Here is a 21,929-nt window from a genome sequence, read left to right on the forward strand (position 1 = left end):
TGTTAATCTCGCACCATGGACCCTGCGCACCCGACACCCTGGAGCGCCGACGGGCCCAACTGCGTCATCCACGGCGACAACCTCCCCGTGATCTGCGCGTTGCCGGATGAGAGCTTCAGGCTGATCTACCTCGATCCGCCGTTCAATACCGGCCGCACCCAACGACGCCAGGGCATCACCACCACCCGCAGCAGCGAGGGCGCCCGCACCGGATTCCAGGGGCGCAGCTACGAGACGATTAAACGCACCCTCACCCAGTACGACGACACCTTCGCCGACTACTGGGCCTTCCTCGAGCCACGGCTCATCGAGGCCTGGCGACTGCTGGATGACCGCGGCACCCTGTACCTGCACCTCGACTTCCGCGAATCCCACTACGCCAAAGTGATCCTCGACGCCCTGTTCGGCCGCGAGAGCTTCCTCAATGAGATCATCTGGGCCTACGACTACGGAGCACGCGCCACCAGAAAGTGGCCGTCGAAACACGACACGATCCTCGTCTACGTGAAGAATCCCGCAACGTACTTCTTCGACAATGTCGCCGTCGACAGGGAACCGTACATGGCACCCGGCCTCGTCACCCCGGAGAAGGCTGCGCGCGGAAAACTCCCCACCGACGTCTGGTGGCACACGATCGTCTCGCCGACAGGCAAGGAGAAGACCGGCTACGCGACGCAAAAGCCGGAGGGGATCATCCGGCGCATCATCCAGGCGTCGAGTGCCCCTGGGGACTGGGTGCTCGACTTCTTCGCGGGCAGCGGCACCACCGGTGCTGTTGCCGGGCAGCTCGATCGCCGATTCGTGCTGGTCGATGAGAACCCCGACGCGATCGGTGTCATGCGCCGACGGCTCGGCGAGCGAGCCACCTTCTCCTAAAGCGCCAACCTCGGCGCAGGCACCGACTCCGGCCGGTTAAGTCGCCCGAGTACGATGGCCGCATGAGAGACCGCGGAGACATCGAATGCTGGCTCACCGACATGGACGGCGTTCTTGTCCACGAAAACCATCCGGTTCCGGGTGCCGCTGAGCTGCTCCAGCAGTGGCGGGACGAGGGCAAGCCCTACCTCGTGCTCACGAACAACTCGATCTTCACCCCGCGAGACCTGAGCGCCCGATTGAAGGCATCCGGCCTGCATGTCCCCGAGGAATACCTCTGGACTTCTGCGCTCGCGACCGCCGACTTCCTGCAATCGCAAATGCCCGGCGGCAGCGCCTTCGTCATCGGCGAAGCGGGCATCACGACGGCGCTGCACGAGGCCGGCTTCATCATGACAGAGAGTGACCCCGACTATGTGGTCATCGGTGAGACGCGCAACTACTCCTTCGATGCCATCACCAAGGCCATCAGGCTCATCGGTGCGGGTTCGAGATTCATTGTGACGAACCCGGATGCCACGGGCCCGAGCGCTGACGGACCCCTCCCCGCTACCGGCGCCGTCGCCGCCCTCATCACGAAGGCCACGGGCAAGGAGCCCTACGTGGTGGGCAAGCCCAATCCGATGATGTTCCGTTCCGCAATGAACAAGATCGGTGCCCACAGCGAGAACACCGGAATGATCGGTGACCGCATGGACACAGACATCATCGCCGGCATCGAGGCCGGGCTCCACACGATCCTCGTGCTCACCGGCATCAGTGACCAGGCCGAGATCGACAAGTACCCGTTCCGGCCCGACGAGATCCTGGGCAGCGTTGCAGACCTACTCTCGAGCGAACCTGTGGAATCCGAACTGGATTAGCCGGCGCGACTCCGTCAGGCCGCCGGGAGGGCGAGTGATCCTGTCAGGTCTCCCCCACCCGCGCGAGTGACGAAGCAGTACGTCGTGCGTTCACCGGCATCCCACTGTTCCGCGGTTGCCGGGTAACTGGCCTCGAGTTGGATGTCGTCCACGGCTCCGGCCGCCGCGTAATCCAGGACCGTCGTCGCCGAACACGCGTTGGTGACCGTCGACTGCAGGTCGGCCGGTGCCGGATACGCTGCACCGGCAGCATCGGGAAGCGTCGCCCTAGACAGCAGCTGGCCGGTGTGGGGGCCAGCGCAATCGACGACCGTATAGGTGTCCTGCCACGGTGATTCGTAGAACGTGAGACATTCACCGCCGAGAAGCTCGTCCCAGGAATAGTCGCCCGGAGCGACGGGCCCGACGGTCGTGACCGGCTCAGCTGGTGCCGCTGCGCTGGGCGTGGAGGTGGGAACTGCCGCAACCTCGGGGGCCGGCGAGCCCTGGCCGAGGCGCATCCCGAGCAGGAAGAGGGCGACCATGGCGAGACACGCCACGAGCGCGCCGGCAACCCAGAGCAGGATCTTCTGCGGCCGGGGCATCGACCGTGCGGCGCCCGATCCCGGACCGCCGGACACCGGCCCGCCAGGTACCAGTCCGCCAGCTACCAGTCCGCCAGCGCGAGGCGCTTCGTAGAGCGCCATCGCCGATGCCGGGAGCGGCGGCAGAGTGTCGAACGGGAGGGAAGACATCGGCGGCAGTGAGCCGGGAGGCGTCGTCGTGGGATGCGTGGTCGTGGAAGGCAACGCGATCGTGGGAGGCAATGCCATCGTGGGAGGCAACGTGGCCGCCGGGGGGAATGCTCTCGTCGCAGGCAGCGCTGTGGTGGCGGGCGGCAGTGGAGCACCGTACGCCGGCGGTGCGAGGTACGGAGACGGTGCAACATAGGGAGGCGGTGCAACATAGGGAGGCGGTGCTACATAGGGAGGCGGTGCGACCGCGGGCGCAGCGTCGTAGTCCACGAACTTCGACTCGCCGAACAGCGCATCGATGGCGGATGTCTCCGGCCCCTCATTCACGGGATCGGGAAGCCCGACGGGGTGGGCGCCCAGCACCTCCGTCGCTCCCTCCAGCGCGGAATCGAGTGGTGCGAGGAACCCGGCTGCGGCGAATCCGGGTGCGGCAGTGGGTGCCTCGAGTGCCGCAGGCGGCGGCACATAGGGCGGAGGCAGAAGTGCGGGGGGCCCTGACGGAGGCCCAAGCGGGAAAACCGATCGCGCGATGATCGGCGAAGCGGCCGTGGGCACATCCCAGTCGTCCACGGGCGCGGCAGGAGCCGTGGGCTCTGTCGGTGTGGATGTGTCCGAGGGTGAATTCGTAGGCGCCGGTGTAGATACGCCAGAAGTGTCGGGCCCCGCGGCACGCCGCCCCTCATCAGTTCCCCCCGGGGTCAGGTTCCAGCGAAACCCTCCGGCAGCCTGGTTTCCCGCGCCGTCGTTTCCTGCGCCATCGTTTCCTGCGCCATCGATTCCTGCGCCATCGATTCCTGTGCCATCGGGGACAGGCTCATCACTCGCCGCCGCCCGACGACGTGACCGCCGACTACCGGATGGCGGATCGTTCGGCTCTCGACCGCCTGGCCCTCGACCGGCTGTCATGGGGCCAGACCCAGGTCCGCCAATCCGATAGCGGCGAGGTACGGATAGCCTGCAGCTTCGATGCGTTCGCGAGCGCCGGTGTCACGGTCGACGACGACAGCGACAGCCGCGATCTCCGCGCCCACCTTCAGCAACGCCTCGACGGCGGCCAGCGGAGAACCGCCGGTCGTCGAGGTGTCTTCCAGGACGATCACGCGCTGGCCAGCGAGGTCCGGACCCTCGACTTGTTTCCCACGGCCGTGGTCCTTCGGCTCCTTGCGCACGACGAAAGCATCGTAAGAGAGACCTCGCGCTGCACCCTGGTGCATGATCGCGGCCGCGACGGGATCGGCTCCCATCGTCATTCCTCCTACGGCGCGCACGTCGGCGACGTCGGCGATGAGGTCGAGCATGACCTGGCCGATAAGCGGAGCGACCCTGTGGTCGAGACTGACCCGACGGAGGTCGACGTAGTACGTCGCTTTCTTGCCGCTGGTGAGGGTGAAGTCACCATGGAACACGGCGTCGGCCGAGATGTAGTCGATGAGTTTCTGCCGCGCGTCGGTCACAATGCCCACACTACCGAGTGATCATCCGCAGTTCACCCGGCGACGTCCGCCAACACGAACAAGATACTCGAGACGATGATCGCGAGAAGCGCGACGACGGTGATGATCACGGCCCGCCTGATCTCCCTGCGGGTGACGGATGCCGCGTCATCCCCCCGGGGATCATCCTCCGGGTATTCGTACCCCTCGGGATCAACGCGCTCTGACACGTCCCCACCGTATGGCCGCGCACACACCGCTGTCACGGCCCAGTTAGGGGGAGTCACGGGCGTGGTTCGGGCACATATCATTCGGCATCCGCCACCGTCCCCAAGCAGTACAGCTAGCGTTGACACATGCGAGTTGCCACCTGGAATGTGAATTCGATCAGAAGCCGAGTCGGCAGGGTCGTCGACTGGATGTTGCGTGAAGACATCGACGTCCTGGGCATGCAGGAGATCAAGTGCAAGGAGTCCCAGTTTCCCTTCGAACAGTTCACCGAGGCCGGCTATGAGGTCGAACTCCACGGGCTGAGCCAGTGGAACGGTGTCGCGTTCGCGAGCAGGCTCCCGATGGACGACGTGACCGTCGGATTCCCGAGCGCACCGGGCTTCGGAAAGCCCGACGACAATGGCGTGATTCAGCAGGAGGCCAGGGCTCTCGGCGTGACGGTCAACGGCGTACGGCTGTGGAGCCTGTATGTGCCCAATGGTCGTGAACTCGACAATCCGCACTACCCGTACAAGCTCGAATGGCTTGCCAACCTCACCACGGAGACGCGGGGCTGGCTCGCCTCCCACCCGGACAAGCCCCTCGCCCTGATGGGCGACTTCAACATCGCTCCCCTCGACATCGACGTGTGGGACATCGCGGCGTTCGCGGGTCGCACCCACGTCAGCCAGCCGGAGCGGAATGCGTTCACCGCCTTCGAAGATGCCGGCCTGATCGATGCGCTTCGCAGCCGCGGCATCGAGGGTTACACCTACTGGGACTACCAGCAGCTCAGATTCCCGCGCAACGAGGGCATGCGCATCGACTTCATCCTCGGCTCCTCCGCATTCGACGCTCTCGTCTCAGAGCCGAAGATCCATCGCGAGGAACGGAAGGGCGACGGGCCGAGTGATCACGTGCCCGTGAGCGTCGACCTGGACGTCGATGTCGACGACGATGACGATCGGCCGATGTTTTTGTAGCGTCGTCGGTGTGACACCGACCTGAGCCTGCCGTTACGCTCGCGGAACCGGGCGTCACGGCTGATCTGACCGATCGGACATTCTTCTGGCCGCGAGACGTCATATGATCATAAAATGAGCGAAGATCGCGGCCCCGTCGTGGGGCAGGATGAACCGGTCATCACGACGAGCAAAGTGGTCACCACGGTGTTCGATCGCGTGCTCTCGGCGATCCACGATGGCACTCTGCTTCCCGGCCAGCACATCAGCGATACCGAGATCGCGAAGCAGCTCAATGTGTCGCGCACTCCCGTGAGGGAGGCCATCCAGCGCCTGCGCGAGATCGGCCTGATCGAGGCATCCTCCGACAGGTTCACCCGCATCGTGGATGTCACTCCAGAGCAGACCCGACACGCCTACATCGTCTGGCAGGCCCTCTATTCGGTTCTCGTCGACGAGGTGGTGCCGCGTGCCCCCGAGCGGTCGTACAACGTGATGCTCCGGGACAACGCGACATTCCTCGCCGCATTGTCCACGAGGGAAGCGCGACCGATAGCGAAAGCGAACCTGGATTTTTTCTCCCGGCTTCCGCCAGAGTCAGACAACGTCGCACTGCAGCGGGCCATCACTTCTGTGGTTCACCTGCTGAGCCTCGGCAGCATGCACCTGCCCGGTTTCATCGACCTTGCGTCGCTCAGTGAAGCGCAACGGCTTCTTCTGGGCGCCGTTCGCGACCACGACCTGACGGCAGCACGCGAAGCCATGTCGCTTCTCGGCCGGATCGAGATCCCCACCAGTTGACATTCAGGCGGATAGCAATCTGGCAGCTAACACGCAGGCCTTGAACATTCAGGCAGTGAACATTCAGGGACGCAGCAGCACCTTGATCGCGCGACGCTCATCCATGGCCGCGTATGCCTCTGCCACCTCGACGAGAGGAAGCTCGAGGTCGAACACGCGACCGGGGTTGATCGCGCCAGAGAGCACCTCGGGCAGCAGCTCCTCGATGTAGTTGCGCACGGGAGCGACTCCGCCATTGGCTCCGACGTTGTTTCCGAACATAAAGCCGATCGGCAGTTCGGCGCCTCCGTTGGGAACACCGACGTATCCGACCATGCCGCCGGGGCGAACCGAACGCAGGGCCTGGTCCATCGATTCCGTCGTGCCTACGCACTCGAGCACGCAATCGGGCCCGATGCCGTCGAAGAGCTCCTTGATGCGCGCGATACCGTCTGCGCCACGCTCCTCGACGATGTCGGTGGCGCCGAACTCGCGGGCCAGAGCCTGGCGGTCAGCGTGACGTGACATCGCGACGATGCGCGCAGCACCGAGCCGCTTCGCCGCGAGCACACCGCACAACCCGACGGCTCCATCGCCGACCACGACGACAGTGCTGCCGGCTGTGACGCCAGCGGACAGCGCCGCATGGTGACCCGTGCCCATCACATCGGCGAGGGTGAGCAGGCTGGGGACGAGCGCGGCATCGGGCTGACCCGGCGTCGCCACGAGCGATCCGTCGGCGTGAGGAACACGCACGCGCTCGCCCTGGGCGCCATCCGCGAAACCGCCGAGGCGGTCATCCGCACCCCACCAGCCGCCGTGCAGGCACGATGTGCTCACGCCGTTGAGACAGTTGGCGCACGTCATGTCGCAGTCGTAGAAGGGGGCGATGACGAAGTCGCCCGGCGTGACGGTCGTGACGTCAGGCCCGATGGATTCGACGATGCCGACGAATTCGTGACCGATGCGCTTGGGCGACTTCGTGGGGGTGATGCCCCGGTACGGCCACAGGTCGGAGCCGCAGACACAGGCCGCAACGACCCTGACGATCGCATCGCCACCGGTGGACAACACCGGGTCAGGGACCTCTTCGATTCGGATGTCTTTTTCGCCATGAATGACTGTTGCAAGCATGCATCGAGCCTAGGCTCTTGCGCTGCGACTCTCGAACCCCGGATGTCGGGGTGCGCACGGGAATGGTTGACCGGCGAGTGGTGTTAGCTGAAGTGGGTCGATGGAGCCCCGACCTGTTCCTACTCAGCTGTGTGAAGTCCGAAGGATCCCTCGATGAGCATCTCACTGTCAGACCGTCGTGCCGTCACCACCCATCCCATCGCCGAGGTTCTCGCCGAACGATGGAGCCCCCGTTCGTTCAACCCCTCAGCGCAGATCGACGACGCCCAACTCTCGGTGCTGCTCGAGGCTGCGCGCTGGGCGCCGTCCGCCTCGAACCTGCAGCCGGTTCGGTTTATCGCCGCACGCCGTGGAACCGCAGAATTCGACGCCATCGTTGCCACGCTCGTCGGGTTCAACCAGGTATGGGCGGTTCGGGCATCCGCCCTCGTCGTCGGCATCGCCGTGACCGCCGGGCAGGATGGCACGCCTCACCGCTGGGCCGAATACGACCTCGGCCAGGCCATCGCGCACCTCTCGGTCCAGGCCCACACCGATGGACTCCACGTGCACCAGATCGGCGGCTTCGACCCACGGGCCATCGCCGACCACTTCGGACTGGCAGACACCTTCGTCCCCGTGAGCATCACCGCAATCGGAACGCTGGGCGAAGCCGCCGCCCTCGGCGAGCCGTACCTCTCTCGTGAGGTCGCCAGCCGTGAACGCCTGCCCCTCGACGACCTGGTGCTCGTGCTCGCCTAGAACTCCGCTCGAACCGCTCTCAGGGCGCCGCCAGCCACGAGCGCACGAGCTCTACCGCGGCATCCCGCCTTCCCGCGAGATCGGCAAGGTCGGTCACCAGCAGACTCGCCCTGATGTCGGAGTGCCAGGTGAGCATGCCGAGCGGATCCCCGGCAAAAACTGACGCGGCACCGGCGTCCGCACCGGCGTTCTCGGGTCTCGATGCGCCCCGATGCAGCACGAGTCGCACCCCCGCCTTCCCCTGCGCGCTGATCGTCGCCTGGTCGATCCCGTCGACCACCCAGCTGGGCGAATTCCACTTGATGTGTTCGACGGCATCCGGCTGCGCGTCGGCGACCACGGAGCGCACCGCGTTCACGAGGGCCCGGCGCTCGACGGTCTGCGCCGCCAGAAACTCGTCCACCGTCCCGTATGCGACAACCATGGCAGGAGTGTAGCCCCGGCCAGGTCGTCAGGGCGGGCCCCGGTTCGCTGTTTCCGTCGAGCGGCGGATGCCGCGGCATCCGCCGCTCGCTAGCGTTGAGTCATGACCGCTGACTGGGTTCGCCCCCGCCCCGGCGCGCGCTCCTACCGACGCGACGCGATCGGAGCTGTCGCCATCGCCGTCGGCATGGCGCTGAGTCTCATGCTGTACACGCGCCTCGGATTCTACAAAGAGCCGGCTGAACCGTGGATCAGCGTGCCGCTCGTCGCGGTGCTCGCCCTGCCGCTGGCGTTGCGCCGCCGGTTTCCCGAGGTCGTCGCGATCACGGCATCCGTCGCCTATTTCGCGTTCCAGCAACTCGCGGTTCCCGAGGTACTGGTCAGCAACATCGCCCTCTTCATCGCGTTCTACTCTCTCGGCGCGTGGGGCCGCAACCGCCGCCGGGCAACCATCGTTCGCGCGGCGATCATCGCTGGCATGTTCGTGTGGCTGGCGGTCAACCTTCTGATCTCGGTCAGTGATCCGGAGATGCTGCCCGAGGTGTCCCGCTCCGGCGTGTTCTCCCAGTTCGCGACATTCGCCCTGATCAACGTGATGACGAACATCCTCTACTTCGGTGGCGCCTACTATTTCGGGAACTCATCGTGGACGGCCGCCCGGGATCGGGCCGACCTCTTTGCTCGCACGGAAGAGCTGGAGCGCCAGCGTGCCTTCAGCTCGGCCCAGGCCGTAGCCCTCGACAGGATGCAGATCGCCAGGGAGCTCCATGATGTCGTCGCGCACCACGTGTCGGTGATGGGAGTCCAGGCCGGAGCGGCCCGACGGGTGCTCGGCACGAATTCCGAACAGGCGGCCTCGTCTCTCGCCATCATCGAACAGAGCTCGCGAACCGCCGTCGACGAACTGCACAGGCTGCTCGTCACCCTTCGGGATTCGAATCAGGATGCCGCGAGCCGCGACCCCGCAAGCCGGGGCTCATCGACTCTCGGCATCGAGCAGCTGCAATCCCTCATCGCGGAATCCTCGAGCGCGGGCCATCCCGTCGACTTCCAGGTGGTCGGCACGGAACGACAGGTAACCGCCCTAGCTGGTTTCACTGCATACCGCGTGGCACAGGAGGCCCTCACCAACGTACGCAAGCACGCCGGTGAACGAGCCACCGTCGACATGCGATTGCGCTACCTCGACGACGGCATCGAACTCGAGATCAGCGACACCGGCATGGGCCGCGGCCTCTCCAGGGGTGCGGACACGGTTGCTGGCACCGGCGGCGGTATGGGGCTTGTGGGCATGCGGGAGCGTATTCTCGCGGTCGGTGGCAGCCTCGAAGTCGCTCCCCGGGCACGCGGTGGATTCCTGGTGCGGGCCGGGATCCCCGAGCACAGCGTCTCCGAGCACAGCGTCTCCGAACACAGCGTCTCCGAACCTCCAGTCTCTGAAGCCACAGTCTCTGAAGCCACAGTCTCTGAAGCCACAGTCACTGAACCCCGGGTCACCTCGTGACACGCGTACTGCTGGTCGACGACCAGGCACTGATGCGGGCGGGGATCCGGATCATCCTGAACAGCGAACCCGGAATCGAGGTCGTCGGCGAGGCTGGCAACGGAGAGGATGGCGTGCGCCTCGCGCTCGAACTGACGCCGGATGTCATCTGCATGGACGTGCAAATGCCGGTCATGGACGGGCTGGAAGCCACCCGGCAACTCGCGGGAGACAGCAGCGTCGCGAGCCGCATCCTCATGCTCACCACCTTCGACAGTGACGAGTACCTGTTCGAAGCACTCGACGCGGGCGCGAGTGGATTCCTGCTGAAGACGGCGAGCCCCGAGAAACTCGTGGAGGCCGTGCAGATCGTGGCGGCAGGCGAGGCGCTGTTGAGCCCTGCCGTGACGCGACGGGTCATCGAACGGTTCAGCAGCGTGGGCCGAGCCGGCCGTGATGCTGGTGCAGTGGTGGGTGCTGGTGCCCTCCCTGAACTCACCGAGCGGGAGATCGAGGTGCTGGGCCTCCTCGCCCGCGGACACTCTAATTCCGAGATCGCGACCGCGTTGTTCGTGGGCGAATCGACGGTCAAAACCCACGTCTCCAACATTCTTGCGAAGCTGGGGGTGCGCGACCGCATCCGTGCGGTCGTGTGGGCCTACGAGAATGGATTCACCGTTCCCGGGCAGGCCCCTGGCTGAACAGAGGTTCACATGAAGTACGTTCGACTGGGCAATTCCGGGCTCGAAATCTCAGCCATCACCCTCGGCTGCATGAGCTTCGGCGAACCGGATCGCGGCAACCACGCCTGGACCCTCACCGAAGACGACAGCAGGCCGCTCATCAGGCAGGCGCTCGAAGCGGGCGTGACCACCTTCGATACCGCGAACGTTTACTCTGACGGCAGCAGCGAAGAGATCCTCGGCCGGGCGCTGCGCGATTTCAGCAGCAGGGACGACTACGTGCTTGCCACCAAGGTGCATGGCCGGATGAGGCCGGGCCCGAACGGCGCCGGGCTGTCGCGCCGCGCCATCCTCGCCGAGATCGACCACAGCCTCGCCAGGCTGGGCGCAGACCACGTCGATCTCTACCAGATCCATCGCTGGGATCCCCTGACACCGATCGCGGAGACCATGGAGGCTCTGCACGATGTGGTGAAGGCGGGAAAAGCGCGATACATCGGCGCCTCCTCGATGTTCGCCTGGCAATTCGCCACGGCGCAGCACACGGCCGACCTCGGCGGATTCACCCGATTCGTCTCCATGCAGGACCAGTACAACCTGCTCAGCCGCGAAGAGGAACGGGAGATGCTTCCCTACTGCCTCGACCAGGGAGTCGGGGTTCTGCCGTGGAGCCCCCTCGCGCGCGGGAGGCTCACTCGTGACTGGGATGATTCGACGGCCCGATCCGACACCGACCTGTTCTTCCAGTCGCTGTACCAGCAGCAGGAGGCCGGTGACCGCAGGATCGTGGATGCCGTGGCCGGGGTCGCCGCGGAACGGGGAGTCTCCCGCGCCCAGGTCGCCCTCGCCTGGGTGCGCCAGCAGCCCGCCGTGACGTCCCCGATCGTGGGCGCCACAAAAGCGAGCCACCTCAGTGACGCCGTCGCGGCGGTCGACCTCGACCTCAGCGACGACGAACTCTCGACGCTGGCGGCGCCCTACCTGCCGCGTAACCCCGAGGGCTTCTAGGGGAGCTCCCGCACCTCCCGCACCTCCCACAACTCCCACAACTCCCCCGGGAGGATGACCCGAAAGACCCACCTCCCGCCGGATGTTGGGGGCGACCTGCCTCCGTAGCGTGGGATGCGACAGAAAGGTTCTCATGCTCGAGTTGCATTCGATCAATCGCTCATTCGGTGACCACCGGGTGCTGCACGACGTCTCGTTCACCGTGAAGGGCGGACGCATGACCGGCTTCGTCGGCGGCAACGGCGCGGGTAAGACGACGACGATGCGCGTCATCCTCGGGGTGCTCGCTGCAGACTCGGGCACCGTCACACTCGGCGGCGCGCCCCTGACGAGACAGCAGCGCACGAGCTTCGGGTACATGCCCGAAGAACGCGGGCTGTATCCCAAAATGAAGGTCGCCGAACAGATCGTGTATCTCGGTCGCCTCCATGGGATGCCCGACGCCAAAGCCCGCTCGAACACCGCCGCGCTACTCGAGCGGCTCGGGCTCGGCGAACGTGCAGACAGCACCCTCGAGAGCCTTTCCCTGGGCAACCAGCAGCGAGCACAGATCGCGGCCGCCCTCGTTCACGACCCCGACGTGCTCATCCTCGACGAACCATTCAGCGGGCTCGACCCCATCGCCGTCGAAGTCGTGCTCAACGTGCTCAAGGACTTCGCCGCCTCCGGAGCACCCGTGCTGTTCTCCTCGCACCAGCTCGATATCGTCGAACGGCTTTGCGACGACCTCATCGTGATCGCAGATGGTGCGATTCGCGCCACCGGATCGCGGGAGGGCCTGCGTGCCGAGCACGCCCTGCCCCGATTCGACCTCCAGCTCGCCGGCGACGCCGGATGGCTTCGCGGTGAGCCCGGAGTGACAGTCATCGACTTCGACGGCGGATTCGCGCGATTCGACGTCGACGCCCCCGAGACGGCCCAGAGGGTGCTGCAGAAAGCACTCGCCGTGGGAACCGTGCAACGGTTCTCCCCGGTAGTCCCATCCCTCTCCCAGATCTTCAAGGAGGTCATCCAGTGAGTACCACTCCAGCAACCAAGAGCAACTACCAGAGCCCGGGAGCCCTGCAGGCCACCTGGCTCGTCGCCAGTCGCGAAGTGAGCATGAAGCTGCGGAGCAAATCGTTCGTGATCTCCACCGCGATCACCATCCTCGCCATCCTCGCGGCCGTCGTCATCGGCGGAATCGTAGGGGCGAATCCCCCACAGACCTCAGTCGCCGTCGTCGGCTCCGCCGCTCAGGCCGTCGAGGACGCCGGCGGGTTCGCGATCACGGAGGCGGCCACGATCGATGCCGCCGAAGACCTCGTGCGCTCCGGAGATGTGGAGGCCGCGGTCGTGCCAGACCCCGGCGCTACGGGCATCCGGGTCATCGGGCTCGATTCGACGCCGGGCGCCGTCATCGCGGCGCTGAGCGTTGCGCCCGAGATCACCGTGCTCGAACCGTCAGGACAGAACGAGGGCATCCTCTATCTGGTTGCCCTCGGGTTCGGGCTGGTCTTCTTCATGTCGGCGATCACCTTCGGCCTCACCATTGCCCAGAGCGTCGTCGAAGAGAAGCAGACGCGCATCGTGGAGATCCTCATGTCGACGGTCCCCGTGCAGGTGCTGCTGGCGGGCAAAATCGTCGGCAACAGCATCCTCGCCTTCGGCCAGATCATCCTGATCGCACTGGTCGCCGGAGTCGGCCTGCTCGCGACCGGTCAGGACATCCTGCTGGCAGATGTCGGACCGTCCCTGGTGTGGTTCGTCGTGCTGTTCGTGTTCGGGTTCGTGCTGTTGTCGTCGCTGTTCGCGGCCGCCGCCGCCCTCGTGTCACGACAGGAAGACATGGGCACCGTCACCTCCCCGATCATGATGCTCGTGATGGCGCCGTACTTCCTCGTGATCCTGTTCTTCGACAATCCGGTCGTGCTCGGCATCATGTCCTACGTGCCATTCTCGGCGCCGGTCGGCATGCCCATGCGCATCTTCCTCGGCACCGCCGAGTGGTGGGAGCCAGTGCTCTCCCTCGGCATCCTCGTCGCCGCCACCGTCGGTTTCGTTGCCCTCGGGTCACGCATCTACGCCAACGGACTGCTCAGGATGGGGCCGCGCATGAAGCTCTCTGAGGCGTTGAAGGGCTGAAGCGCTTAAAGGCTGAGGCGCTGAAGGGCTGACCGGCCGGAAAGCTAGTTCTGGAGCTTTCCGACGGTGAGTCCTTCGCCCTCGGAGTCGACCTCCACGAGCACCGTGTCACCGTCCCGGATCTCTCCGGAGAGCAGTGATTTGGCGAGGGAGTCGTCGATCTGGCGCTGCATGAGCCTGCGCAATGGCCGTGCGCCATACACGGGGTCGTATCCGCGTTCGGCGAGCCAGCTCCGGGCATCCGGAGTCACCGCCAGTTCGAGTCGACGACCGACCAGCCGCTTCGCGAGTCGATCGATATAGAGCTCGACGATCTGGCCGAGGTCACCGGTCGTCAGCGGCGAGAACACCACGATGTCGTCGAGGCGATTGATGAACTCGGGCTTGAAGGCCTGGCGCACCAGTTCGTTCACGGCAGCCTTGCGCTGCTCCCACGGCAGGTTCTGGTCGGTGATGTACTGGCTGCCCAGGTTGCTGGTCAGGATCAGGATGACGTTGCGGAAGTCGACGGTGCGACCCTGCCCATCGGTCAGCCGCCCGTCGTCGAGCACCTGCAGCAGCACGTCGAACACCTCGGGGTGCGCCTTCTCGACCTCGTCGAGCAGGATCACGGAGTACGGTCGCCGCCGCACGGCCTCCGTCAGTTGGCCGCCCTGCTCGTAACCGATGTAGCCGGGAGGCGAACCGACGAGCCGGGAGACCGTGTGCTTCTCGCCGTACTCGCTCATGTCGATGCGCACGAGGGCTTTCTCATCGTCGAAGAGGTATTGGGCGAGCGCCTTCGCGAGCTCCGTCTTGCCGACGCCGGTCGGGCCGAGGAACAGGAACGACCCCGTCGGCCGGTCCGGATCGGAGATACCGGCCCGCGTGCGCCTGACCGCCTCTGCCACGGACTGCACTGCGTCCTTCTGGCCGATCAACCGCTTGCCGAGCTCGGTCTCGAGGTGCAGCAGTTTTTCGGTCTCGCCCTGGGTAAGCCTGTCGACCGGGATTCCGGTCCACGCGGCGACAACACTCGCGATGTCGTCCTCGGTCACCTGGTCGTTGACCATGCGATCGCCGATCGGCTCGGCGGATTCAGCTTCGACGACAGCAGCTTCGATGCCAGGGATGGTCTCGTAGTTGAGCTTCGACGCGGCCTGGTAGTCGCCTTCGCGCATCGCGCGGTCGAGCCGGATGCGGGCCTCGTTCAACTGGGCCTTCAGGTTGCCGACCCCGGTGAGCGACGCCTTCTCCGCCTTCCACCGCTTCTCGAGCTCGGCGAGCTGCGCGCCACTCGTCGCGAGATCTGCACGCAGCTTCTCGAGCCTGGCGCGGGAGGCGTCGTCTTTTTCCTTCTTGAGGGCGACCTCCTCGATGCGCAGCCGGTCGACGGCCCGCTTCAGCTGGTCGATCTCGACAGGGCTCGAATCGATCTCCATTTTGAGCCTGGATGCCGCCTCGTCGATGAGGTCGATGGCCTTGTCCGGCAGCTTGCGCCCGGTGATGTAGCGGTGGCTGAGGATCGCCGCGGCCACGAGCGCGGAGTCCGCGATCGCGACCTTGTGATGAGCTTCGTAGCGTTCCTTGAGCCCGCGCAGGATGGCCACGGTGTCTTCGACCGAGGGTTCTCCGACGAACACCTGCTGGAACCGGCGCTCGAGCGCCGCATCCTTCTCGATGTACTGGCGGTACTCGTCGAGGGTGGTCGCTCCGATGAGCCGCAGCTCGCCTCTCGCGAGCATCGGCTTGAGCATGTTGGATGCAGCAACGGATCCCTCACCACCACCCGCTCCCATGAGCGTGTGCAGCTCGTCGATGAACGTGATGACCTGGCCGTCGGAATCCTTGATCTCCTTGAGCACGGCCTTGAGCCGTTCCTCGAATTCACCCCTGTACTTGGCTCCAGCGACGAGCGCCGCCAGGTCGAGGGAAACCAGTTGCTTGTCTTTGAGCGAATCGGCGACGTCGCCGGCCACGATCCGCTGCGCGAGCCCTTCGACGACCGCGGTCTTGCCGACACCGGGCTCGCCGATGAGCACGGGGTTGTTCTTGGTGCGACGGGTCAGCACCTGGCTGATGCGACGGATCTCGGCGTCCCGGCCGATCACGGGATCGAGCTTGCCGCTCCTCGCGATGTCGGTGAGGTTGATGCCGTAGGTCTCGAGGGCAGATTTCTGTTCGTCGTCGCTGGCTGGGGCGCCCTGCATGTTGGCCATGATCTGTACTTCGTCTTCTATTCGGTGTCGCTGGTCGGAGTCTCCGCCACGGCGGGAGCGCGGAGAAGGTGCGCGGCGAGCCACCAGGAGAGCCACCCGACCGCCGCGGTCGACACGATGCTCACGAGGAAGCCCAGGATTCCGATGCCGATGCGCACAGCCAGCGCCTGCGAATTGTTGTCGTCGATGCCGACACCCGCGAACTGCAACGGCACGCTGAGCACAGCGGAGACGATCCAGCTGGCCACGATCGCGATCCCCGTCGCCGCCCACGTCACGGGCCACGGCTTCGCCACGCCGTGGGACCTGAGGATGCGCGCACTGGTGAACAGCGCGACGACCATGAGCACGAGTCCGACGACCGCGACGATCACGAGCGGCACGATCCACACCTCCGGCTGGAGGCGGTCGATGAACACCAGCGCCTGCCGGTACCAGTCGGGATTTCCGGAGCTTCGACCGATGGCACGGAAGATCACACTGACGATCGCCACCACGGCCAGGATCGCGAGCGGAACGCTGAGCATCCAGAATCCGACACTCAGGACCAGGAAGCCGATGATGCCGGCCAGTCTGGCACCCGCCCGCTGGCGGGGAAGCAGCGGGGGTCTCGGCTGGACAGTTTTCGGCGGCACGGTCTGGTAGACGTTGCTGGTCTGGTAGACGCCGCCGGGCTGGTAGACGTCGCCTGGCTGGTAAACGTTGCCGGGCTGTGCTGGGTCGGGTGTGCGTCCTGGGTCGGTCACGATGAAACCCTTCTGTCGGTCACTGTTGGTACTGCGGGTGCTGCGGGTGCTGCGGGTGCTGCGGGCACGATCACATCACCGCTTGCGCGACATCGTGACAGTGAACTTGGGGGTGCGCTCGATCTGGCGCGTGCCGCCGACGATGCGATCGAGCGTGGGTCGGTAGTCGAGGTGTGAGTTGAACACGGTCCAGAGCTCGCCGCCCGGCCTGAGGATGCGCGACGCTGCCTCGAACAGTTTCGTCGAAACGCCGGAATGCACGGCGGCACCGGTGTGGAACGGAGGGTTGAGCACCACGAGGTCGACGCTGCGGCTGGGAATGGCTGAGGCCGCATCGTCCCGCGTCACCGTCACCTCGACCCCGTTCGCCTCGGCCGTCAGGGCCGCGGATGCCACGGCGGCGGCAGACTCGTCGGTGGCGGTCACCCTGGCCTCCGGCTGCTGGCGCGCGAGGGCCGCCGCGAGAATCCCCGTGCCACAACCGAGGTCGACGGCCGAAGTGAAGGGGGCGACGCGGTCGAGCGACTGGAGCAGGGCGCGCGTTCCGATGTCGATGGACGCACCGGCGAACACTCCGCCGGTCGCGACCACCCAGAGTCCGAGGTCAGGGTCGAGCTTCCGTCGGGGTGGGACGGCCGTGCCTGGCAGGTTTGCATGAGGCAGCGGCTCCCGTGCGATCAGGGCGCGGGATTTCTGGACGGCGTGCGTGACATCCACTCGCCCGAAGTGCCGACGGAGCACCTCGTTCATCGTGACAGTCATGTGTTTGATCCGGCCGCCGGCGATTACGACGACGTCGGGCGAGGCGTGCCTGGCGATGAGCGCCGAGATCTCGTCAAGGGCGTCGAGCGACCGCGGAAGCCTGAGGAGCACGAGAGTGACACCGTCGAGGAGGGCAGCCTCCAGGGGAAGCGATTCCCAGGCACCGCTGCCGTTGGCAGACAGTGGCCGTTCGCTGCCGTTGGCAGACAGTGCCCGTTCGCTGCCGTTGGCAGACAGTGCCCATTCGCTGCCATTGGCAGACAGTGCGAGCTCACCCGAGAGCCGATCCTGGTGCACCCCCACGCTGGCGGCACCCCGGTCGAGAGCACCCAGGGTGAGTGCACCGTACTCGTCACCGATCACGGTGATGTCGGCGCCGACCAGCAGGGCACCCGCCTCGTCGAGGATGAGGGTGTCAGCGGTATCCCAGGCCCTCAACTCGGGCGTTTCGAGGTCGGGCCAGCGGCGCAGTTCGTCGAGGCTGAAGGTGCTCATTCCGAACGCTGCCCGAGCTGGCGCCACACCACGACGGCGTTCGAGCGCTTCGACCGCTCGCCAGCGCGCAGTGACACCACGTCACCTTCGGCTCCCGCGGCAAAGACCCGGCGACCCGGCCTGGCCAGCATCTCGTTGGAGAGGGCGTGCTCCAGCTCGCGCACACGCACCGTCAGTTCCGTCACCTGGTTCTCGAGGTCGAGGATGCGCCTGACGCCCTCGAGGTTAAGCCCCTCGGCGCTGAGAGCCGCGATCTCGCGCAACTGCACCACGTCCCGCATCGAATAGCGACGGGACTGGCCAGCGGTTCTGGTCGGTTTCACCAGCCCGATGCGGTCGTACTGCCGGAGGGTCTGTGGATGCATCCCGGCGAGCTCGGCGGCGACCGCGATCGCGAAAAGCGGCGAGAACTCGTCCATCAGTCGGCGTCCATCAGTCAGCGTCCATTAGTCAGCGTCCATCAGTTGACGTTCATTAGTCAGCGTCCATTAGTCAGCGTCCTCAGTCAGCATGCACCAGCGCGGATCCATCAGACCGACGCTGCCTTGTCGAGCAGTTCTTCCCTCGGATTGTCGTTCGGCATCGCGGCTGCGAACGCCTCGAGGTGCTTGAGGGCATCCTCGGTCAGCCGTGCGGGAACCGCGACCTGGATTTCGGCCAACAGGTCACCGACACCCTTGGTGGATGTCACGCCGCGCTCTTTCACTCGAAGGATCCTGCCACTCGGGGTACCCGGTGCGACCCGCAGTTTCACGGATTCGCCCCCCAGCGTCGGCACCTCGATCGTCGCACCGAGGGTGGCCTCCACGAAGGTCACGGGCACGACTATGCGCAGGTTCTGGCCGTCCCGCTCGAAAACCGGATGCCGGCGCACCGTGATCGACAGCACGAGGTCGCCCGCGAGCCCGCCATCGGGGCTCGGCTCGCCTTTGCCCTTGAGCCTGATCTTCTGACCATCGCTGACACCCGCGGGGATCTTGACGTTGATCGCCTTCGCCCCTGAGGGCTGCAGCTTGATCGTCTCGCCGCGGATGGCAGTGATGAAGTCGAGAGTGGTGCTGGCGCTGAGATCGCGACCCTTGGTCGGCCCTCCGGCACCGCGGAATCCGCCACTGGTCGAGCCGAAACCGGCCCTTCCTCCCCCGCCGCCGAACATCCCGCCGAGCAGGTCTTCGAACGACGCACCAGCCTGGCCGCCATACTGCTGGCCTCCGCGCTGCTGCTGCCCGAACATCCCGCCGAAGACGTCCTCGAAGCCGCCCCCCTGCTGGCCACCCGCCGTGAAGCGGGCGCCGGAGCCCATGGCGCGAATCTGGTCGTACTCCTGACGAAGTTCGGGGTCAGACAGCACGGAGTGCGCCTCACTGATTTCTTTGAACTTCGCCTCGGCCTTCGGATCACCCGGATTGGAGTCAGGGTGATACTGCCGAGCGAGCTTGCGATAGGTCTTCTTGAGGTCGGCCTCGCTGATCGTCTTGGAGACGCCGAGTACCGCGTAGAAGTCCTTATCGAACCAGTCCTGGCTCGCCATGGTTGTGCCCCTGCCTGTTCTGCCGTTACGACTCGCGCTGGTGCGCCCGGGCTCAGTCTGCCGGAACGAACACGGCGACCTTGGCAGGGCGAACCAGCCTGTCACCGAGCACGTAGCCTGCCGCGATCACATCAGCGATCGTATTGACCTTCACCTCGGGGTTCGGCAGCTGCACGACCGCCTCGTGGAATGCGGGGTCGAAAGGCTCACCCTTGGCGCCGACGGGCTTGAGCCCGTACTTGTCGAAGGATGCGCGCAGCTTCTGGGCCACGATCGTCATGGGCGCACCCTCGACGAGGTCGCCGTGCGCCTCGGCGAGTGCGAGATCGTCCAGTGCCGGAAGAAGCGACCGGATGACCTCGGCGATCACAGCTTCGCGATTGGCCGCGCGGTCACGCTCTACCCTGGTGCGGAAGTTCACGAGCTCGGCCTGCGCGCGGAGCATATCCGATCGCATCTCGGCGACGAGATCGGTCGCCGCCTGGTCGAGAAGCGCCTTGTCGTCATCCGAGAGCGAAGCGTCGGCCGACGTGGAATCGGCCGCGCCCGCCGCCGGGGCGGATGCCGAAGCATCCACCCCGGCGGCACCATCAGAAGCAGCACCATCATGAGCAGCTGGATCACGAACATCGCCGGTCTCGGGGTCGACCCTCCGCTTGTCGCGGATCGTCGGTTCTTCCGAGCGCCGTGGCTCTTCTTGATTGCCGTCGTTGTTCTTCTTGTTGGCCATGATTACTTCTTGGGCTCTGAACCTGTCGAAGGCTCATCGTCGTCGACAACCTCGGCGTCGACGATGTCTTCGTCGCTGCCGTCAGCTGCTGGCTCCTGCGCGTTGCCACCGTCGGCTCCACCCTCGGCGGGAGCTTCCTGCGATGCGCTGTAGATGGCCTGGCCGAGCTTCTGCTGGCTCTCGCTCAGCGTGTCGAATGCGGTCTTCACGGCCGCTTCGTCGTCACCGGCGAGCGCCGTCTTGAGAGCATCCACGTCGGCCTGCACTTCGCTCTTCACGTCGGCGGGGAGCTTGTCCTCGTTCTCCTTGATGAGCTTGTCGGTCGAGTACGCGAGCTGCTCGGCGGTGTTGCGCACCTCGGCGGTCTCGCGACGGGCCTTGTCTTCTGCAGCGTGCTCTTCGCCTTCGCGAACCATGCGCTCGATGTCATCCTTCGACAGCGACGAGCCGCCGGTGATGGTCATCGACTGCTCCTTGCCGGTGCCCTTGTCCTTCGCGGACACGTGCACGATACCGTTGGCGTCGATGTCGAACGTGACCTCGACCTGGGGGATGCCACGGGGTGCCGGAGCGATGCCCTGCAGCTCGAACGTTCCCAGATTCTTGTTGTCGCGGGTGAACTCACGCTCGCCCTGGAAGACCTGGATCGCGACTGACGGCTGGTTGTCGTCGGCCGTGGTGAACGTCTCGCTGCGCTTGGTCGGGATCGCGGTGTTGCGCTCGATGAGCTTCGTCATGATGCCGCCCTTGGTCTCGATACCGAGGCTCAGGGGGGTCACATCGATGAGGAGAACGTCCTTGCGCTCTCCCTTGAGAACACCGGCCTGAAGCGCAGCGCCGACGGCGACGACCTCGTCAGGGTTGACGCCCTTGTTCGGCTCCTTACCACCGGTGAGCTTCTTGACGAGCTCGACGACGGCGGGCATACGGGTCGATCCGCCGACGAGCACGACGTGGGCGACATCGGCCAGCTTGACGCCGGCCTCCTTGATGACGTCGTTGAACGGCTTGCGGGTGCGCTCGAGCAGGTCTGCCGTGAGCTCTTCGAACTTGGCACGGGTCAGCGACTCGTCCAGGTTGGCCGGGCCGTTCTCCGTCAGCGAGAGGTACGGGAGCTGGATCGTGGTGCTCGTCTGGCTCGACAGTTCCTTCTTGGCCTGCTCGGCAGCCTCCTTGAGGCGCTGCTTCGCGATCTTGTCCTTCGAGACGTCGACACCGGTCGAATCCTTGAAGCGACCGATCAGGTAGTCGACGACGCGCTGGTCCCAGTCGTCTCCACCGAGGCGGTTGTCTCCCGAGGTCGACTTGACCTGGATGGTCGAGAAGTCGTCATCCTTGCCCACTTCGAGCAGGGAGACGTCGAACGTTCCACCACCGAGGTCGAAGACCAGGATGAGCTCGTCTTCCTTGCCCTTGTCGAGGCCGTACGCGAGCGCGGCCGCGGTCGGCTCGTTGATGATGCGCAGGACGTTGAGTCCGGCGATCTCACCGGCCTCCTTGGTGGCCTGGCGCTCGGCGTCGTTGAAGTACGCGGGCACGGTGATGACCGCGTCGGTGACGGGCTCGCCCAGGTACTGCTCGGCGTCACGCTTCAGCTTGGCGAGGGTGCGGGCCGAGATCTCCTGCGGGGTGTACTTCTTGCCATCGATCTCGACCTTCCAGTCGGTGCCCATGTGGCGCTTGACCGAGGCGATCGTGCGGTCGACGTTGGTGACGGCCTGGCGCTTGGCGGTCTCACCGACCAGCACCTCGCCATCCTTGGTGAAGGCCACGACGGATGGTGTCGTGCGGAAGCCTTCTGCGTTGGCGATAACGGTGGGTTCTCCACCTTCGAGGACGGCCACCACGGAGTTCGTGGTTCCGAGGTCGATTCCTACTGCTCGAGCCATGTGCTCATACTCCTAAATTGTTAAACGGGAGGCGACGTGTGTCGAATGCGACAACTTGAGTCGCGCTGTATCAAGTTTCTACCCACCGGCGCCGAGAGTCAAGTTGTGAAGCTGAAACTTGAGT

22 protein-coding genes are annotated in these 21,929 nt (G+C 65.5%); 10 read left to right on the forward strand and 12 right to left on the reverse strand.

The genetic code is table 11. The features are described 5' to 3' along the window. The first annotated feature begins 15 nt into the window (after positions 1-15). Positions 16-876: a DNA-methyltransferase gene (locus IWX81_RS07300; protein WP_199280663.1), complete on the forward strand. Its 861-nt coding sequence runs from the start codon at positions 16-18 to the stop codon at positions 874-876. Positions 877-938: 62 nt separating this feature from the next. Continuing rightward, entirely contained in the window at positions 939-1,739 is an 801-nt protein-coding gene (locus tag IWX81_RS07305; RefSeq protein WP_199280664.1) for an HAD-IIA family hydrolase, read from the forward strand. Positions 1,740-1,753: 14 nt separating this feature from the next. Here IWX81_RS07305 and IWX81_RS07310 read toward each other — a convergent pair whose 3' ends face one another. The 3 genes from IWX81_RS07310 to IWX81_RS07320 form a co-directional block, all read right to left on the reverse strand. Beyond that, the gene (locus IWX81_RS07310; RefSeq protein ID WP_199280665.1) at positions 1,754-2,938 is read right to left on the reverse strand and encodes a septum formation family protein; all 1,185 of its coding nucleotides are present in this window, start codon (positions 2,936-2,938) and stop codon (positions 1,754-1,756) included. 437 nt (positions 2,939-3,375) lie between these two features. Next, positions 3,376-3,927, reverse strand: a complete 552-nt coding sequence (gene pyrE / locus IWX81_RS07315; RefSeq protein ID WP_199280666.1) for an orotate phosphoribosyltransferase — start codon at positions 3,925-3,927, stop codon at positions 3,376-3,378. Positions 3,928-3,959: 32 nt separating this feature from the next. Next, positions 3,960-4,136 carry a hypothetical protein gene (locus IWX81_RS07320; RefSeq protein WP_199280667.1) on the reverse strand — a complete coding sequence of 59 codons (177 nt, stop codon included), beginning with the start codon at positions 4,134-4,136 and terminating at the stop codon, positions 3,960-3,962. 126 nt (positions 4,137-4,262) lie between these two features. Between IWX81_RS07320 and IWX81_RS07325 the strand changes: the two genes are divergently transcribed. Beyond that, positions 4,263-5,099, forward strand: coding sequence for an exodeoxyribonuclease III (locus IWX81_RS07325; protein ID WP_199280668.1), 837 nt, complete (start codon positions 4,263-4,265; stop codon positions 5,097-5,099). Between the two features lie 114 nt (positions 5,100-5,213). Further along, complete coding sequence (locus IWX81_RS07330) at positions 5,214-5,879, forward strand: GntR family transcriptional regulator (protein WP_199280669.1); 666 nt, start codon at positions 5,214-5,216, stop codon at positions 5,877-5,879. 63 nt (positions 5,880-5,942) lie between these two features. Here the strand turns inward: IWX81_RS07330 and IWX81_RS07335 are convergent, their stop codons facing one another. Next, complete coding sequence (locus tag IWX81_RS07335; protein WP_199280670.1) at positions 5,943-6,992, reverse strand: zinc-dependent alcohol dehydrogenase family protein; 1,050 nt, start codon at positions 6,990-6,992, stop codon at positions 5,943-5,945. A gap of 153 nt (positions 6,993-7,145) precedes the next feature. Between IWX81_RS07335 and IWX81_RS07340 the strand changes: the two genes are divergently transcribed. Further along, complete coding sequence (locus IWX81_RS07340) at positions 7,146-7,733, forward strand: nitroreductase family protein (protein WP_199280671.1); 588 nt, start codon at positions 7,146-7,148, stop codon at positions 7,731-7,733. Positions 7,734-7,752: 19 nt separating this feature from the next. On the opposite strand, the gene IWX81_RS07345 is transcribed toward IWX81_RS07340, so the two are convergent. After that, positions 7,753-8,157, reverse strand: coding sequence for a DUF1801 domain-containing protein (locus IWX81_RS07345; protein WP_199280672.1), 405 nt, complete (start codon positions 8,155-8,157; stop codon positions 7,753-7,755). Positions 8,158-8,259: 102 nt separating this feature from the next. Between IWX81_RS07345 and IWX81_RS07350 the strand changes: the two genes are divergently transcribed. The 5 genes from IWX81_RS07350 to IWX81_RS07370 all read left to right on the forward strand — a co-directional run bounded on the left by IWX81_RS07350 (position 8,260) and on the right by IWX81_RS07370 (position 13,454). Continuing rightward, on the forward strand, positions 8,260-9,660 hold the full coding sequence (locus IWX81_RS07350) for a sensor histidine kinase (protein ID WP_199280673.1): 1,401 nt from the start codon (positions 8,260-8,262) through the stop codon (positions 9,658-9,660). After that, positions 9,657-10,340 (forward strand): response regulator, encoded by a 684-nt coding sequence (locus tag IWX81_RS07355; RefSeq protein WP_199280674.1) that lies wholly within the window; start codon positions 9,657-9,659, stop codon positions 10,338-10,340. The genes IWX81_RS07350 and IWX81_RS07355 overlap by 4 nt, the downstream gene beginning before the upstream one ends. 12 nt (positions 10,341-10,352) lie before the next feature. Continuing rightward, the gene (locus tag IWX81_RS07360) at positions 10,353-11,330 is read left to right on the forward strand and encodes an aldo/keto reductase (protein ID WP_199280675.1); all 978 of its coding nucleotides are present in this window, start codon (positions 10,353-10,355) and stop codon (positions 11,328-11,330) included. 133 nt (positions 11,331-11,463) lie between these two features. Beyond that, positions 11,464-12,348, forward strand: coding sequence for an ABC transporter ATP-binding protein (locus IWX81_RS07365; RefSeq protein ID WP_199280676.1), 885 nt, complete (start codon positions 11,464-11,466; stop codon positions 12,346-12,348). After that, a complete protein-coding gene (locus IWX81_RS07370; RefSeq protein WP_199280677.1) occupies positions 12,345-13,454 on the forward strand; it encodes an ABC transporter permease in 1,110 nt (369 codons plus the stop codon). The genes IWX81_RS07365 and IWX81_RS07370 overlap by 4 nt, the downstream gene beginning before the upstream one ends. A gap of 44 nt (positions 13,455-13,498) precedes the next feature. On the opposite strand, the gene IWX81_RS07375 is transcribed toward IWX81_RS07370, so the two are convergent. From IWX81_RS07375 to dnaK, 7 genes are all read right to left on the reverse strand, one after another. Next, on the reverse strand, positions 13,499-15,652 hold the full coding sequence (locus tag IWX81_RS07375; RefSeq protein WP_199280678.1) for an ATP-dependent Clp protease ATP-binding subunit: 2,154 nt from the start codon (positions 15,650-15,652) through the stop codon (positions 13,499-13,501). 17 nt (positions 15,653-15,669) lie between these two features. Then, positions 15,670-16,398, reverse strand: a complete 729-nt coding sequence (locus IWX81_RS07380; RefSeq protein WP_199280679.1) for a hypothetical protein — start codon at positions 16,396-16,398, stop codon at positions 15,670-15,672. Positions 16,399-16,473: 75 nt separating this feature from the next. Then, a complete protein-coding gene (locus IWX81_RS07385) occupies positions 16,474-17,655 on the reverse strand; it encodes a class I SAM-dependent methyltransferase (RefSeq protein WP_199280680.1) in 1,182 nt (393 codons plus the stop codon). After that, complete coding sequence (locus tag IWX81_RS07390) at positions 17,652-18,074, reverse strand: heat shock protein transcriptional repressor HspR (RefSeq protein WP_199280681.1); 423 nt, start codon at positions 18,072-18,074, stop codon at positions 17,652-17,654. Before IWX81_RS07390 ends, IWX81_RS07385 begins: the two co-directional genes overlap by 4 nt. A gap of 110 nt (positions 18,075-18,184) precedes the next feature. Then, positions 18,185-19,186, reverse strand: coding sequence for a DnaJ C-terminal domain-containing protein (locus IWX81_RS07395; protein ID WP_199280682.1), 1,002 nt, complete (start codon positions 19,184-19,186; stop codon positions 18,185-18,187). A 52-nt stretch (positions 19,187-19,238) separates the two neighbouring features. Then, positions 19,239-19,916 carry a nucleotide exchange factor GrpE gene (locus tag IWX81_RS07400; RefSeq protein WP_199280683.1) on the reverse strand — a complete coding sequence of 226 codons (678 nt, stop codon included), beginning with the start codon at positions 19,914-19,916 and terminating at the stop codon, positions 19,239-19,241. Positions 19,917-19,918: 2 nt separating this feature from the next. Further along, positions 19,919-21,805: a molecular chaperone DnaK gene (gene dnaK / locus IWX81_RS07405; protein WP_199280684.1), complete on the reverse strand. Its 1,887-nt coding sequence runs from the start codon at positions 21,803-21,805 to the stop codon at positions 19,919-19,921. Positions 21,806-21,929: the final 124 nt, after the last annotated feature.

It is taken from the genome of Salinibacterium sp. CAN_S4 (genome assembly GCF_015752305.1).
GTDB lineage: Bacteria > Actinomycetota > Actinomycetes > Actinomycetales > Microbacteriaceae > Rhodoglobus.